Raw genomic sequence first — 15,691 nt, 5'->3', positions numbered from 1 at the left:
TCCCTTCCCGAACTCAGAAGTGAAACCTCTTAGCGCTGATGGTAGTGTGGGATTACCCATGTGAGAGTAAGTCATCGCCAGCTCATTATTCCTAAAAAGCCCCTGCATAAAGCAGGGGCTTTTTTATGTGAGGGATTGATTTAGGTAATATTAATGCTGCAAAAAGCCTAAAGCTTTTTGCAGTGAATTGTAAGCAGGATCGATTGATAGTCTTATCAAAAAATTATTAAAGGTATTTACTGAATATTAAACTTTTATAATCGCCTTAATTGTCTTCGAGCATGTTTTAAAGCGCTTCTTAGTCCTTCTTCTATAGTTGGATGATAGAATGGCTTATCTAAAATTTCATCCACAGTTAAATTCTCAGAAATCATCCATGCCAGTAAATGAGCTATATGTTCTGCAGCTTCTACAAATAATTCTGCCCCTAATATCTTGCGTGAAGATTGATGAATATACACTTCGATCGCACCACTGTTTTTAGCGAGTGCTAAAGCACGGCCTTGTTTTTCATAAGAAACCATACCTGTAATAAATTCAATTTTTGCATCGCTGAGTTGTTTGAAACTTTGCCCTACGGTTGCCATTTCTGGTGCGCTAAATACGATTGCTAAAGGTGTAAGTGTCTTTAAGTTTTTAATTTCAGGATAGTTTAAACAGTTATGTACAGCTTGACGTCCCTCATGTGCTGCTTCATGTTGAATAGGGGTGTTGCTATGTGCATCACCGACAATGAAAATGGGGTAATCTCCAAGCTGTTTGGTTTTATCGTTAACAGGAAGTGTTCTAGGATCAGTATATGAGTGATCGATATTATTTAATAGTAGAGTATCTAAATAACTTTTTCGGCCTGTTGCAACTAGGAGATATTCCACATCAAGTTGTTGAACTTGATTATTTTCATTGAAGTTAATTGTAACTCCTTGCGTATTAAGCTGGACTGTAGTCGGTAATGTTTCGAATTTAATATTTAAATTTTTACTGATTTCATCTTGCACTAATTTCTGCAAAGCTGGGCTGCTTAGGGAGCCAACTTTACGGCTACGTGCAAAAACAGTGGTCTTGACCCCTAATCTTTGCATGGCTTGTGCAAGTTCGATAGCGATGACTCCACTACCGATGACTGCCAAAGACTGCGGTAATTTTTCTAGTTCAAAAATCTGGTCTGAAGTGATGAGTTGGTCACCGAGCTGTTCTTTCCATTGAGGATCAAAGGTTGGGGTAGAGCCTACTGCAACTATAAAACTTTTAGCCTGATATTTCTGACCATTCACAGTAATTGTATTTTGATTAATGAACTGTGCCTGTCCTGATATTTTATGTTTTGTTGTCCAGCTATTTACATCTTTGAGTATTGCATTTGTAAAATGATCTCTAAGCATTCGCACATGTTGCATGATTTGAGATGTATCAATTTTTGAGGTGATAGATAGACCTACTTTCTCCGCAGTTTGGATATCATGCATACGGTTAGCAGCAGAAATAAGAACTTTACTTGGCATACAGCCGACACGAGCACAGGTTGTATCCCATGTTCCATCATTAACAATAAGAATGTCTTGGGTGTATTTAACGGCTTCTTTATAAGCAGCAATTCCGGCTGTGCCTGCACCGATAATAATCAGGTCATACATTGTGATATTGCCCTCATTTTTTATATTTTCTAGGCTACCATACTAAAACATTTCCAATGCTTTTGTTTACATAAAGCACTAACTATGATTACATATCGAGCAATAATGAATTAATAACAATCTCATATTTGTGAGGGTTTCGGGGTTTATCAATGACTAACAATATTAGTTTAAAATTATCTGCTGTTGCTTTGGCTGTTTTACTTGCAAGTTGTGGCGGTGGGGGGGGGTATTATGGAGATAGTTCTAGCAATAATTCCAGTTCAAATGGTATTCAGCAACCACAATTATCTGCTCTTAACATAACTAATGTAGAGTTATTTGATACTAATAATATTAAAACAAATATTGTAACAAGTGCAGGTGCTATGGCTGCCATTAAAGTTACTGATGAAAATGGAAAACCTATCAGTGGTGCATTAGTTACTTTTACCAGTGACAATCTAATTTTTGGAACGGCTAATGGTGCAGTAATTAGTAATGCTGATGGGATGGCAAATATATCTGTGAAACCCAAAGATGAAACACTTACAGGAAGTTATAAAATTTCTGCAAGTGCTGAATTTAATGGAAAAACGGCTCAAACAAGCGATACATATTTTTCAATTGCACCAATTCAAACAATATTTGAGGAGTTAAAAGCTTCCTCAAGCATCATTGATGCAGGTAGTTCAACAAATATCAGTTTAATTACAAAAGATCCTGATACAAATACTGTTCAAAATAATGTAAAAGTAGATTTCTCAGCTACCTGTGGTACTTTTGATTCAGCATCTGTTTTATCAGCTAATCAAGGTAACGTTATCACTACTTATAATGCTATTGATGCTGGTGGTAAACTTTGTAGTGGACCTGTGACTGTTTATGCAAAAACCAATAATGGTGTAACTAGTGGATCTTTGAATTTAACGGTTAATGCTGCAAAAGCAAATTCATTAGTATATAGCTCTGGTGAAGTCAAATTAGGAGCGCTAAATAGTGGTTCAGCTTCATCTGGACAGATTGAATTTACTGTTTATTCAGATAAAGTACCTGCTCCTGATCAAGATGTGCGTGTAGAAATTATTAATGCACCTTCAGATTTAAGCTTTGTAAATCTTAATAATCGTAGTAGTGCTATTCTTAAAACCAACTCATCAGGAAAACTTGTTGTTAATATTTATCCAGGAAGTATTCCAGGTCCAGTTGAAATTAAAGCAACTTTGCTATCTGATACCTCAATTTATGCATTAACAAAAGATGTTTCTGTAGCAACAGGTCGTGTAACTCAAAATGGTTTGAGCCTCTCAGTTGACAAGAATGCATTACAGTGGGATGTTGATGGTGATAAAGCCACAATTGTTGCACGTTTACGAGATCGGGTAGGTAATAAGGTTCCAGATGGAACTGTTGTGAGTTTTATTTCAGAAGGGGGTAGCATTACTCCTAATTGTGCTACTTCTAATGGTGAATGTTCTGTTGTATTACAAACACAAAATCCACGGCCAATAGATAATCGTGTAACTGTACTGGCGTTTGTAGAAGGTGATAAAGCCTATATCGATAAAGACTCTGATAATCGTTATACAGCTGGAATAGATGTACTTACTAGTAATATTGGTGATTTCTTCCGTGATGATAATGAGAACAATATTTTTGAGGCAGCTTTAGGGGAATTTCTTTATAAACGTGGTGCAATAGGTAATACTTGTGCGCCGAGTACATTGGTTCAGCCAAATATTGCGGGTACATGTGATACTGGTCTAGAAGCAGTTATTCGTCAACAATTAATCTTTGCATTCAGTTTAGATACACCAACAGTATCTAATGAAAGTATTATTGATAAGTCTTCTTTTTCATTTAAGTTATTTGGTAATAGTGCACAATCAGTACCAATGCCATCTGGGACGACTGTAAGTGTAGTAGCGGAAGATAATACCAAAGATAATAGTAAATCCTGCAATGCTACATTATGGAGTGGTAATTCGACAGTAGCATCCGTGTTTAATATGTTAAGCCCAACTAGTTTTATTAATAGTCCACAAGTCAACTACAATTATCGCTTAAAAGATTGTGATACGAATGATAGTCTAATTTTGACAGTTACCGCACCTAATGGTCAGATTAATAAGAAAGAATATATTATTAAATAAGAATAAAAAAACAGCGCTTCGGCGCTGTTTTTATTTAAAGTATATTAAATAGAAGTGCCTACACTCACCCCAACCGTAGGCCGAACATTCATTGAGCTACATCCCCCAATGACACATGAAATAAGCAGTAGAACAATAATTTTATTCATTAAACATAATCCTAATTTTTACTTTATTAAATAATAGGGAAGAGCATGGCTACTTTAACCTGTCACTAATATCAGTTTTAGAAGTTGATTATCATATTTTAAAAATTTAACGATGTATGTTTTAAAAATTTTACTATCAGTACTGGGGGAATAACACTGCTAAGCTATTGTTCAGTAATATGTCTGAGTGGATTGAATTAAGCTAAATAGCCTCGTCACTAATTAGAACGAGGTAAGTGATGGTAGACTTAAAATTTTAAAATAATTTAAATTTATCGGTTGTCATTTGACCTTTAATACGGACAGAAAAGCTTAAATTACAGATTGAATCAATAATTTATATGAATAACTGAATATTAAAGGTCAAAATGAAATTAAAAAAGCACGATCAGTAACGTGCTTAATCATCCAATAAATCCATCTGTTTTGCCAGCTGGTATAAGTTATTTGAGCGATTGCCAGTACGGCAGAACATCAATACCGGTTTTGGCAGCTCATTAAAGTGATTGGCAAATGTACGCACATCAACTTCAGTAATCTGACCTGCAACTACGGGTTGGAACACGTAGTCTAAACCTGCATTGCGTGCAGCTTCTTCAATTTGCACGCTGGTAGGTTGCTCTGGGCCACCTTCCATATCTGGACGATTGTTGATAATTGATTTAAACCCTTTTTCAACAATTTGCGTTACCTGTTCTGGGCTAATTTGACCCGCAAAGCCGACATTTTCGCTCATTTTGTCACTCCATAATGTGCTCAATAGATATATGCTTTATGATAGCATTAAGCTGAAACCAGAGCTTAATCTGTTGAAATTTTTATAAGCGATTACAATCATAAAATAACGCACCGGAGCGCGTATGCATTCCTATACGGTTGAACCACTCTATGTAAATAGTGGGCACGAGGTCATTGCTGCGGATTTTTATCGTCCCAAAACTGAACATAAACCTGCTGTCATCATTATGGCGCATGGTTTGGCTGCTTTACGTCAATTTAAACTGGTGCAATATGCCAAGCGTTTTGCCGAAGCTGGTTATGCCGTAGTACTGTTTGATTATCGTTATTGGGGCGGAAGCACCGGCCGTCCACGTGAGCTGGTCTCGATTCAATCCCAGTTAGAAGATTGGCGCACCATGATTGCCCATGTGATAGAGCGAAAATCGATTGATTCCAGGCGCATTGTACTTTGGGGAACGTCTTTAAGCGGTGGTTATGTTCTAGATTTGGCGGCACAATTAAAAAATGTTCAGGCAATAATGGTGCAAGTGCCATTTGTCGATGGTACAGAAAGTGCCAAGCTTTATCCTTTACAACAATTGCCGACAGCCCTGAAAATATCCAGTCAGGACTATATGGGTGCGAAGGTAGGAATGTCTCCGAAGACATTGCCCGTTGTGAGCAAAAAGGGTTTATGCTTTATGCCTACAGCAGATAGTTATGAGGGATATCTATCTATTGTTCATCCTGATTATTATTGGAGTGGTGAGATTCCTGCACGAGTCTTTTTCAACCTGATCCGTTATCGTCCTATTCAGTATGTGCGTAAAATCAGTGTACCCGTTTTATTTATTGCCTCTAAGCAGGATAGCCAGATTCCAATTGAATCTAGCCGTGAAACAGCGACCAATATCGCACCTTATGTACAATACCATGAATGGGATATGCAACACTTTGATATCTATCATGGTCAATGGTTTGAAAAAGCCATATCAACTCAATTAGAATTTTTACACCAACATATTGGAGTGAGCTAAATGATTATTGTATGTCCTGCATGTGGTGCCAGAAACCGAGTACCCGAAGATAAACTGGAAGCACATCCAAACTGTGGTCAGTGTCAACATGCGCTTATTCCTCTGGCTCCAATAGAGTTGAATGAGCACAATTTCAGCAACTTTATTACCCATAGTGAACTGCCTGTGCTGATTGACTTGTGGGCGGAATGGTGCGGTCCTTGCAAGATGATGGCACCTCATTTTGAACAAGTGGCAAAACAAAATCCGCGAGTGATTTTTGCTAAAATCAATACCGAAGAATCACCTCGACTCAGTGGTGCATTTAATGTGCGTAGTATTCCTACATTGGTTTTGATGAATAAAACTAATGAAATTGGTAGAATAAGCGGCGCGCTACGATCTACAGAGCTACAACAGTGGCTGGATCAACATTTAAATGCCAATACTGGGAGTTAACGTGTCAGATACTCATGTAAAACCGGAAGGAACGCTTTCCCTTCAAACAATTGCAATGCCGGCAGATACCAACTGGAGTGGTGATGTCTTTGGTGGGTGGATCGTTTCACAAATGGACTTGGCAGGTGCAATTCATGCAGAGCGTTTTAGTAAAGGACGCTGTGCAACCATTTCAATTAATCAGATGACTTTTTTGGTTCCAGTCAAAGTCGGTGATGTGATTAGTTGTTATACCAAAATTTTAAAAGTGGGTAATACCTCAATTCAAATGCAAATTGAAGTATGGGACAGTCATGACAGTTCCCGTGAACCTACTCGTGTAACCGAAGGCGTATTTACTTTTGTCGCTGTGGATGTAAAAGGGGCCAAGCGTCAGATTCCGGATGAGGTCAAACAAAAATATTTAGCTTCCCAGCAAGATAAATAATTCCAACCGTAAAAAAACCCAATCAAGATTGGGTTTTTTTATTGCCTAAATTTGGTCGTTTTAACTGAAGCTTATGAGATACAAGCTATTTTTTTAATTGGGATTTGGCAATCCATGCCCACAGCATTTCACATTGAATCGGTTCTTCACCAGATTCATCCGTTACCTGAACTTTAACCAGCGTTTCACCTTTTTCAGTGTTTTGCATTAATTTCTGCTGCTCATCCGTTAAGGTTGCGGTGGCAATCATTGCACCTTGGGTTGGACGTTTAAAATCAACTTTTAAGCTTTTGATTAATACAATGCAGGAGTCCGGAACATTCATGCCGGTGACAAAACCTGTGGCAGTTTCCGCAATCAGTGCCATGGCACAGGCATGAACCTGACCAATATGGTTTTGCATGGCACGGTGGTTTTCAATCTTGACCACTACTTTGCTGTGGCTGACTTCAAGGTAGTGGATTTGCGCACTACCCACCATCGGCACGACCCGACCAAACACTTTGCTCCACAGTCTATTGCGGATAGCTTTAGGTAATTTAGCAGTAGCTTTTACCAGTTTCGATAAGCGATTGGTCGGTGTCATGGAAGTCCTCGACGTGTTATGGCAGCAATGCCTTAGTCTTTAAAGTTGTTAAACTGCAAAGGCACACCAAATTGTTGTTCTTTTAAAAATGCCATCACTTGTTGCAAGGTATCGCGTTTTTTATCCGTCACACGAATTTTGTCGCCTTGAATAGATGATTGCACTTTCACGCCACTTTCTTTAATGGCTTTATTAATTTTTTTTGCGGTATCAGAGTCAAGACCATCTTTAAGCTTGATTACCTGAATCACGTTTTTGCCAGAAGCGGTCATTTTTTGCGGATCAAGCGCCTGAATATCCACTTTACGTTTGAAGAAATGATTTTCCAGCATGCTGTAGACTTGTTCACATTGGAAATCACTTTCAGTCGAAATCTTGATTTCCTTGTTTTTTTCATTCAGTTCAATAGAAACGTCTTGTCCGCGGAAGTCAAAACGGGTTGCAATCTCTTTTTGCGTGTTTTGAACAGCATGATTTACTTCAAAAATTTCTAATTCAGATACAATATCGAAAGAAGGCATGGTTTAGACCTTTACAAAGGGAAAGAATATCTGAGATGCTAGGGATGTTTTCTTCATTTGCCAAGTGTTGTTTTACATCAAAGGAGTGCGCAATGATCCGTAAACAAGAAATTACAACATTTGAGTTCCCAGAAAATGCAATTATCTGGGATGTTCGTGATACAAAAGCCTTTGCTGAAGGTCATGTGAAAGGTGCTGTTAACCAGCCCATTAATGGCTTAAGTGCAGACAGCTTAACTCAGGTGGAGTCGGATCAGCCTATTTACATTTTATGCGGTGGTGGCAGTAAAGCGCCACGTGCGGCTGAAAAGTTGGAAAGCTTGGATAGCTCACGTGAATATGTGGTGTTAATGGGTGGTACGCGTGCAGCACGCGATGCTGGCTTAGCACTGGAGCAGGGTGCATAATTTGCAGCTGCAAAAAAAGAAGCGCCGAAAGGCGCTTTTTTATTGGCAATGATTGAATAAAAGAATGCTCTCCCTAACCCTTACTTGTACAGAATTTTAAAAGTAGTGCTTTAGAATCTGCTTAGCAGAAGGGAATGCCCCCCTTTTTTAAAGGCTGGAGGATTAGACCTGAGGCTTAAAATATGGTTTCTTGGCTTTTACTTTCTTCTGAAACCGTGTCGCGTTCAATTTTTTGACCAAGTTTGCAGGCACAGGGCAGGCTTCCCCTAAGATTTGCGCTGCTAACATTTCACTGCACAGTGGCGCAAATAAAAAGCCTTTCGAACCTAGGCCAGCAAAGCTATAAATTTCCTCATTCGCTTTCATTTTGCCGAGTAGAGGAAAATAGTCCTGACTCTGTGCACGTACTGAAGCACGACCTTGCCAAGTATGCACATCGTTTAATGATTGTGCATAAGTTGGAAATACACTGTGGATAAGATCGTAGTTATGTACATGATCTTCCAACAGAATTTCAGCATCATCCCGGTTTGGATAGAAGGATGCGCCGAGGATTAAATGCTCATCGTCGAGCTGCATACAGTAACCACCGTAGCTGTATGCCGTGTCTTGGCTAAGGGGATGATTTTTATTGTTTACCCAACTGACTTGTCCACGAATCGGTTTGAGTATTGGGAAATTTTCAAAGAATTGTGCTGTTTCACGTGCAGTACACACAATTACATGATCAAACTCACCTAATAAATTTTCTTCGGTAAAGAGTTTAACTTTGTCATGTTGTTGGATGCTCGTGATTTTGGATTGCTGATAATCAATCTGAGCATCTGCCAAAATTTCATCACGCAGTTGATGCGGTGAAACAGCACCTGCTTCGAGTAAGTTTAGGCTCGGAAAATCAGTTTCAATCTCTTGTTGATCGGCTGCTTGTATCGCAACAATCCCTGCCGGATATTCATCGGCCAAACCTAATAAGATTTCAGGATTTTTCAGTGCTAACTGGCTGACCTGCATCGGACGGAAGGCTTTAAATTTCACATAATGATTTAATGCATGCTGCCAGGCTAAAGTCATTAAATGATCTGAACTTTGTTCAATCGGACATAGTTTCGGATTGAGCAAGGCCAAAGGATTGCCAGACCCACCAGAAAGAGGTGCTATTTGGTCATAGATTGTCACTTGATGGCCACGCTGAGCAAATGCCCAGGCACAGCTTAAACCTGCGATTCCTGCGCCAATAATCGCAATCTGGCGCTGTTTAAAAATCGCAGTGCTTAGTTCAGTTTGTTTTTCAGTGGAATTTAAATCATTGCAAGATTCAACCTGATCTTCAGGCGCATTCCAGATGGCTTTAAGCATTTCCCGTTTATGTCCAAAACCGCGCGGACGGGAAATTGAAATGCCATGATTTTTCAGACCACGTTTCAGTACACCAGCCACACTGAATGAAGCAAAAGTGCTGCCGAAATCTGATAAACGCACGATGTTGTTGAGAACGTTTTCTTCCCACATATCCGGATTGCAGGAAGGAGCAAAGCCATCTAAAAACCATGCGTTGACTACTGCTGTTTTTTCCATCACGGGAAAAATATCATGGGCATCGCCTAGCCATAAATCCAGGCTAAAACGCTCATCTGGAAAGGATAAACGATGACAGCCTGCTATCGGCATTGGGTACTGTGCAATCAGTTGATCAGCTAAAGGTTTTAGTTCAGGCCATGCATTTAAGGCACGAATCAGATCATCTTTGGATAAGGGAAACTTTTCTACAGAAATGGCATGCAGATGGCTATGATTGTCCGGACGAATCTGTTGCCAAAGCTGCCATAAGGCCAGAATATTTAAGCCAGTACCGAAACCGGTTTCACCAACACAGAAATATTCAAAATCATTCAGCTTTGCCAGGCGGGCCGATAAATCGTTGCCGTTTAAAAACACATGCCGTGTTTCAAGCAGGCCATTATCTTTAGAGAAATAGACATCGCCAAACTGTTTGGAAACGGGAACCTCAATGCCATCGACGTGTTGCCAATCCAGATCGGCAGTTTGAATAGGATGAGACAAACCTAAATAACCTTTAAATCAAGCTGTAAAACTAAATGAAGCAGTAAACATCGTCATCACCACTGACGACGACGTTTGGTATAGACATAACTGGCAATCAGGAAGCCCAACAACACGCCGACGGCAATCGTCGCTGCGCCGTATAAAAACATCTGGGCACTACGTTCGCTTTGCAACACCTGCACCTGAACGCCCAAACTGTCGTTTTTCAATTGCAGTTCCTGGTTTTGTGACAAGGCATCTAAATTGGCTTTTTCCAGTTGCTGTAAACGCGTGGCCTGATCTTTAACTAATGCCTTCACTTTGGCATCTTGCACTGCTTTATTCTTGGCAATTTGTTCTGCAGTCAGAGGTTTAGCCTCCAAGGGTAAACCATTGGCATCCAGCTTGGTAGCAGGAACAGTACCCGGCTTATTTGCAGCTAAAGTTTGTGGGGTGGTTTGTGGTGGAGGTGTTGCAGTCGTTGCTTGAGCAGCAGGGGCTACAGCAGGTGTCGGAGCAGGAGCAGATTCCACCGCCCAAGCTGTTGAACAGATTAAAGAGAAACCCAATAAGCTTGAAACTACAACACGCATGATTTTATCCTTGAGGGAAAGCTTTATTAAAAGGTTTCACATCAATATGAGCATAGACGCCTTCTTTTAAGAAAGGTTCATCTTGTAGCCATGCATCTAGGGATTCTCGGTTTTCAAAGTCAACAATAATCGTGCTGCCATAAAAACCTGCCTGTGGATTGCCGGGATCTTTAGGCATGGCACCTGCCACAATTAAACGACCCTCATCATTTAATTTTTGCAGACGTTCCAAATGCTTTGGACGTGTAGCTAGACGTTTTTCGACTGTACCCTCGTTATCGGTACAGGTTACGACGAATAAAGGCATATTCTTTCTCGATCAGTTGACCTGAATTATGCTTCAGGCGACTTAAAATATTTGCGCAAGACAATAAACTGAACAATGATAAATGAAAACATCACAATCATGTCACCAAATGCGGTAAATTCGCCCCAATATTTTCCGCCAGCAAATAAAAATGCGAAGAAAACATGCAAGAACGACATGAATGCGAACATGCCAGCCCAGGCAAAGTTTAAATTTTTCCAGCCTTGGGCGGTTAAATTAAAGATGGGACCAAATAAACGCTGAATCAGAGGTTTCTTATCTTTGGTAAAATAAGGTGAAAGCAGGAAGGCACCCGCAAAAACGATATTTAAAAGAGCGGCTTTTAAACGGATATAAAAATCATCGCTCAGCATTAAGGTGATACCACCAAAAATGACCGTCATAAACAGCACAATCCATTGCTGTTTATCCAGGCGGAATTTCTGGCTGACAAATAAGATGCCATACACCGCCAGCATTGAGATGATCAGACCTGCGGTAGCCACCAAAATATTATTATTATCAATACCTCCCGCTGAGCCGATCAAATGTAATAGCGGATGCTCGGTATCTTTTGGATCAACAGTTTTATATAAATAAAAGAAAATAATGAGTGGCACAAAGTCTAAAAGTGCTTTCATGTTAGAGTATCTAAATCTGATCAAATAAATGACATAGTATAAGTGATGCAAGGCGTAGATTTACATACACATAGTAATATTTCTGATGGAACTTTGTCTCCAGAACAACTTGTGCATGCAGCCGTGGAAAAAGGCATTCATACCCTTGCGCTGACTGACCACGATAGCATGGATGGCTTAAAATTAGCTGAAAATATTGCACAGGATTTACCATTGAAGATTATTTCCGGTGTGGAAATTTCCAGCCAATGGTCACGTCCGGCAACGAAAAAAAACTATGCTGTACATGTGGTTGCATTGAATATGCAAAATCCAGAACCGTTACTTGCCTTACTGGAGCAGCAAAAACAGATTCGTGCAATTCGTGCCAAACAGATTTGTGATTTGCTAGTTCCGCTGATTGGTGAGGATATTTATGCCGATGTGATTGCCAAAGTGGAGGGTGTTGCAGACCGGATTACCCGAACGCATATTGCTAAAACCCTGGTAGAAAAAGGTTATGTGAATCGAGCCCAACAGGCCTTTGATAAATATATTAAAGAAGGCAAAAAGGCCTATGTGAAATTTGATGGCCTAGGCTTAGAAGAAACCATTCAGGTGATTCATGAGAGTCAGGGTTTCGCCGTGCTGGCGCATCCGACAAAATATGATTTATCAGCAACTAATATCCGTTATCTGATTGAAATTTTTGCCCAGTTTGGTGGTGATGCCGTGGAGCTTCCACCTGCCATTGAGCCGGCTTCAACCCGTCAGATGGTCGATCGGATGATTGAACAGTTTGGGCTTAAGGTATCTGTGGGCAGTGATTTTCATGGTGACAATATGCCGTGGATCAAGCTGGGCAATATTCCGCGCGTTAAGGAAGGACAGGTAGGGGTTTGGGAGAGTTTTGTTTAGTTATTCCTCATTCCCTTACAGAACAATATTCCTCATCCCAAAGGGAAAAGGAGTTCCCTCTCCTATAAGAAGAGGGCTAGAGAGAGGTCATAAATTAAAGCAGATTATTATCTTGTGCCTGAATAGGTGGCGGGGTCGGCTTACCTAAGGTGCTCAATAATTCAATTTCGATGGTGCGTACCAATGAATCTAAGGGCAGATCATTGCTTTGAGTACCAAACGGTTCTTCGATTTCTGAACTTAAAGCATCCAGACCTAGAAAAGTATAAGCCAAAATACCGACCATTAAAGGCGTCGCCAAACCCAAGGTTGAACCCAGGCTAAACGGTAGCATAAAACAGAAAAAGTACACGGTACGATTCAGCAGCACCGAATAGGCAAAAGGCAAAGGGGTGGTGGCAATACGGTCACAACCAGTTTGAACCCGACTCAATTCAGCCACATGCTGGTTCATTTGAGTATAAATAATGTCGGAAATTTCACCTTCTTTCAGCGCCTGCATTAATTCCCATTGAATCAGGCTCAAGGTGTATTGCGGTGCATTGGCCTGCTGGTAAAGCTGGGTTATAGCCTGTTGGCTCATGCCGCTGGTTTCTACTAGTGCCTTAGGATTAGCTGTCTGGTGACGCAAACGGTCACGCAGTACATTGGCAAACACAATCACGTGCTGAATAATGCGTTCACGACGTCCTTGGCTGAGCATGCGACAATCACGGTCAAAATGCCGGGCATTGGCAATCAACATACCCCAAAGTTTACGGGCCTCCCACCAGCGGTCATAACAGGCGGTGTTTTTAAAGCCGAGAAAAATCGAGAGCACCACCCCAATTAAGGTAAAGCCTACCAGTGGAAGTTCCGGAAAATGAAAGTAACCAATATAGGACAGACCGCCAATCACTGAGGAGATCAGCATGACCACACCTAAAGGCGGCAAAACCTTGGGCAGGATGGTTCCGCGCCAGGAAAAGAGCAGCTTGAATACACTAGGTTGATCACGAACAATCATGTTATTAGTATCAGCAAAATTTTTTGTTGATCTTCAGTGTTAGCAGGTCTTTTGTCAATATTTGTCAGCATAATTGTTGCGTTTAAATCAGCCCCAGTTCAGCCAATGAGCAGGTTCCTTTTGGTGACACGATACAATGGTCAATCAGCTTGATTTCCAATAATTGACAGGCCGTTAGAATACGCCGGGTAAGCTCAATGTCGGCATGGGAGGGCTGAGCTATTCCCAAAGGATGATTGTGTGCAATCACGATGCTACTGGCATGTTGATGGATCGCATAGCGCAGCAATTGATTTGTAGAAATTTCACACGAATTAAGCGAACCGTAGAACATTTTTTTAAAGCTAATTTTTCTTAAATGCGCATCAAGGCAAAGTACCGCAAAAACTTCCTGCATTTCACCCAGTAATTCGAATTTCAAAAAATCCAGGAGTATTTTTGAATTGCTTAATTCTATTTTTTCCTGCTGTAAATGGGTGGAAATATAGCGTCGTCCCAATTCCTTCACTGCAATCAGTTGGGCATATTTGCTTATCCCGATACCATGAAACTGGCTTAAATCCTGAAGCTCGGCATCTAAAATAGAGTTCAGCCCACCAAAATGTTGCAATAACAGGCGGGATAGTTCCACGGCAGAATGTTGCTTGGAACCGGAGCGTAAAAAGATGGCCAGCAGTTCCGCATCTGACAGACTGGCAGCACCTTGTTGAATCAGCCTTTCACGTGGACGTTCCTGTTCAGGCCAGTGTTTAATCGATAAATTCATTGTTTTTAGACTTTTTTGTTATTAGTAATGATTATTAACCAAGTTGCCGACTTGGGGATGTCTTTATTTAATGCTATTGTGAGCGCCACTGCAACAGAAAGGTAGCCTGTTCGTGAGCTTCGATTTGAGTGTGATTCCAAATAAAAACATTGTTTTAGCGGTAACTGGTGGTATTGCGGCATATAAAAGTGCCATTTTGGTCCGTCGTTTAAAAGATGCGGGCTTTAATGTCCGTGTGGTGATGACGCAGGGGGCACAAGCTTTTATTACCCCGCTAACATTCCAGGCCTTGTCTGGAAATCCGGTACATACTGAATTACTCAATCCTGAAGCCGAAGCCGGCATGGGCCATATCGAATTGGCGCGTTGGGCTGACTTACTGCTGGTTGCCCCGGCAACTTGTGACACGTTGGCAAAGTTTGCGACAGGTTTGGCTGATGATTTACTCAGTACTTTATATTTGGCAACCAAAGCACCGGTTTGGGTAGCCCCGGCAATGAACCAGCAAATGTGGGCAGCCAAAGCCACACAGCGTAATTTAAATACCCTGGTCGAAGATGGCGTGCATGTGATTATGCCGGATGCCGGATCACAGGCCTGTGGCGATGTCGGTTTGGGACGTATGCCTGCACCGGAAGATTTAGCGCGACAAGTCACCGAATACTTCCACAAGGCGCAGCGTGCGATTGCAGAAAAGTTTGGCATGCTGGCCGGTAAACATGTAGTGATCACAGCAGGACCTACACGTGAAGCGATTGATCCGGTCCGTTATATTTCTAACCATAGTACCGGCAAGATGGGCTTTGCCCTTGCTGCGGCCTGTTATGCAGCTGGTGCTAAAGTCACTTTAATTGCAGGACCGGTCAGTCTGGATACCCCAAATGGTGTGCGCCGTATTAATGTACAGTCTGCAATGCAGATGCTGGAACATAGTATGGATCAGTTGGATAAAGGTTGTGACATCTTTATTGCCACGGCTGCGGTGGCGGATTACCGCGTGGCAGAAGTTGCCGAGCATAAAATCAAGAAAGCTGGTGATGAGCTGAATGTGGCTTTAATTAAAAATCCGGATATTGTGGCAACCATTGCCCAGCAACAAAAACGTCCATTTATGGTGGGATTTGCTGCTGAAACCCGCAATGTTGAAGAATATGCAGCTGGTAAGCTGGTGGCGAAAAAACTGGATATGATTGCCTGTAATGATGTTTCACGTCCTGACATCGGTTTTGCCTCTGATGAAAATGCCATGATTGTGTTCTTTGCTGAGCAGTATCAAATGCAGCAGCGTGATCTGGAAAAAGCATCGAAACAGGAAATCGCCCAGCAGTTGGTGGAAGCGATTCATGATGCATTGCATCATAAAATGCAGCCTGTTTAAAAAAAGCGA

Annotated in this window: 17 protein-coding genes; 7 read left to right on the top strand and 10 right to left on the bottom strand. The window is 41.1% G+C overall.

Annotation, left to right across the window (positions count from 1 at the left end; all coding sequences use genetic code 11):
• Positions 1–254 precede the first annotated feature (254 nt).
• Positions 255–1,634: a dihydrolipoyl dehydrogenase gene (locus tag GTU69_RS14140; RefSeq protein WP_166171434.1), complete on the bottom strand. Its 1,380-nt coding sequence runs from the start codon at positions 1,632–1,634 to the stop codon at positions 255–257.
• A 152-nt stretch (positions 1,635–1,786) separates the two neighbouring features.
• Between GTU69_RS14140 and GTU69_RS14135 the strand changes: the two genes are divergently transcribed.
• A complete protein-coding gene (locus tag GTU69_RS14135; RefSeq protein WP_166171432.1) occupies positions 1,787–3,766 on the top strand; it encodes an Ig-like domain-containing protein in 1,980 nt (659 codons plus the stop codon).
• 549 nt (positions 3,767–4,315) lie between these two features.
• Here the strand turns inward: GTU69_RS14135 and GTU69_RS14130 are convergent.
• Positions 4,316–4,651 (bottom strand): TIGR01244 family sulfur transferase, encoded by a 336-nt coding sequence (locus GTU69_RS14130; RefSeq protein WP_166171430.1) that lies wholly within the window; start codon positions 4,649–4,651, stop codon positions 4,316–4,318.
• Between the two features lie 124 nt (positions 4,652–4,775).
• On the opposite strand from GTU69_RS14130, the gene GTU69_RS14125 reads away from it, so the two are divergent.
• Genes GTU69_RS14125 through GTU69_RS14115 form a run of 3 tightly spaced genes read left to right on the top strand, consistent with a single transcriptional unit; the run spans position 4,776 to position 6,537 of the window.
• Positions 4,776–5,672: an alpha/beta fold hydrolase gene (locus GTU69_RS14125; RefSeq protein WP_166171428.1), complete on the top strand. Its 897-nt coding sequence runs from the start codon at positions 4,776–4,778 to the stop codon at positions 5,670–5,672.
• Positions 5,673–6,110, top strand: a complete 438-nt coding sequence (gene trxC, locus GTU69_RS14120; RefSeq protein WP_086195906.1) for a thioredoxin TrxC — start codon at positions 5,673–5,675, stop codon at positions 6,108–6,110. It abuts the gene before it with no gap.
• A 1-nt stretch (position 6,111) separates the two neighbouring features.
• Positions 6,112–6,537, top strand: coding sequence for an acyl-CoA thioesterase (locus tag GTU69_RS14115; RefSeq protein WP_086195905.1), 426 nt, complete (start codon positions 6,112–6,114; stop codon positions 6,535–6,537).
• Between the two features lie 85 nt (positions 6,538–6,622).
• Here the strand turns inward: GTU69_RS14115 and GTU69_RS14110 are convergent, their stop codons facing one another.
• Positions 6,623–7,123 (bottom strand): DUF4442 domain-containing protein, encoded by a 501-nt coding sequence (locus GTU69_RS14110; protein ID WP_166171426.1) that lies wholly within the window; start codon positions 7,121–7,123, stop codon positions 6,623–6,625.
• A gap of 32 nt (positions 7,124–7,155) precedes the next feature.
• On the bottom strand, positions 7,156–7,644 hold the full coding sequence (locus GTU69_RS14105; RefSeq protein WP_166171424.1) for a YajQ family cyclic di-GMP-binding protein: 489 nt from the start codon (positions 7,642–7,644) through the stop codon (positions 7,156–7,158).
• A 92-nt stretch (positions 7,645–7,736) separates the two neighbouring features.
• On the opposite strand from GTU69_RS14105, the gene GTU69_RS14100 reads away from it, so the two are divergent.
• Positions 7,737–8,051 (top strand): rhodanese-like domain-containing protein, encoded by a 315-nt coding sequence (locus GTU69_RS14100; RefSeq protein WP_166171421.1) that lies wholly within the window; start codon positions 7,737–7,739, stop codon positions 8,049–8,051.
• Positions 8,052–8,213: 162 nt separating this feature from the next.
• Here the strand turns inward: GTU69_RS14100 and mnmC are convergent, their stop codons facing one another.
• From mnmC to GTU69_RS14080, 4 genes are read right to left on the bottom strand one after another with little or no spacing between them, the layout of a single operon-like run.
• The gene (mnmC, locus tag GTU69_RS14095; protein ID WP_166171419.1) at positions 8,214–10,112 is read right to left on the bottom strand and encodes an FAD-dependent 5-carboxymethylaminomethyl-2-thiouridine(34) oxidoreductase MnmC; all 1,899 of its coding nucleotides are present in this window, start codon (positions 10,110–10,112) and stop codon (positions 8,214–8,216) included.
• Positions 10,113–10,168: 56 nt separating this feature from the next.
• Positions 10,169–10,687, bottom strand: a complete 519-nt coding sequence (locus GTU69_RS14090) for a hypothetical protein (RefSeq protein ID WP_166171417.1) — start codon at positions 10,685–10,687, stop codon at positions 10,169–10,171.
• 4 nt (positions 10,688–10,691) lie between these two features.
• A complete protein-coding gene (locus GTU69_RS14085) occupies positions 10,692–10,994 on the bottom strand; it encodes a YciI family protein (RefSeq protein WP_166171415.1) in 303 nt (100 codons plus the stop codon).
• 26 nt (positions 10,995–11,020) lie between these two features.
• The gene (locus GTU69_RS14080; RefSeq protein ID WP_166171413.1) at positions 11,021–11,635 is read right to left on the bottom strand and encodes a septation protein IspZ; all 615 of its coding nucleotides are present in this window, start codon (positions 11,633–11,635) and stop codon (positions 11,021–11,023) included.
• A gap of 45 nt (positions 11,636–11,680) precedes the next feature.
• On the opposite strand from GTU69_RS14080, the gene GTU69_RS14075 reads away from it, so the two are divergent.
• A complete protein-coding gene (locus GTU69_RS14075; protein ID WP_166171411.1) occupies positions 11,681–12,532 on the top strand; it encodes a PHP domain-containing protein in 852 nt (283 codons plus the stop codon).
• A gap of 94 nt (positions 12,533–12,626) precedes the next feature.
• Here the strand turns inward: GTU69_RS14075 and GTU69_RS14070 are convergent, their stop codons facing one another.
• Positions 12,627–13,538 (bottom strand): bestrophin family protein, encoded by a 912-nt coding sequence (locus tag GTU69_RS14070; RefSeq protein ID WP_086195896.1) that lies wholly within the window; start codon positions 13,536–13,538, stop codon positions 12,627–12,629.
• Positions 13,539–13,620: 82 nt separating this feature from the next.
• A complete protein-coding gene (gene radC, locus GTU69_RS14065) occupies positions 13,621–14,304 on the bottom strand; it encodes a DNA repair protein RadC (RefSeq protein ID WP_166171409.1) in 684 nt (227 codons plus the stop codon).
• 112 nt (positions 14,305–14,416) lie between these two features.
• Here radC and coaBC point away from each other — a divergent pair, with 112 nt between their 5' ends.
• A complete protein-coding gene (coaBC, locus tag GTU69_RS14060; RefSeq protein ID WP_166171407.1) occupies positions 14,417–15,682 on the top strand; it encodes a bifunctional phosphopantothenoylcysteine decarboxylase/phosphopantothenate--cysteine ligase CoaBC in 1,266 nt (421 codons plus the stop codon).
• Positions 15,683–15,691: the final 9 nt, after the last annotated feature.

Origin of the sequence: Acinetobacter sp. SA01, assembly GCF_011319235.1 — a bacterium.
GTDB lineage: Bacteria > Pseudomonadota > Gammaproteobacteria > Pseudomonadales > Moraxellaceae > Acinetobacter.
The sequence above is the reverse complement of the archived record's forward strand: the minus strand, read 5'-3'. Positions and strand labels throughout refer to the sequence as shown.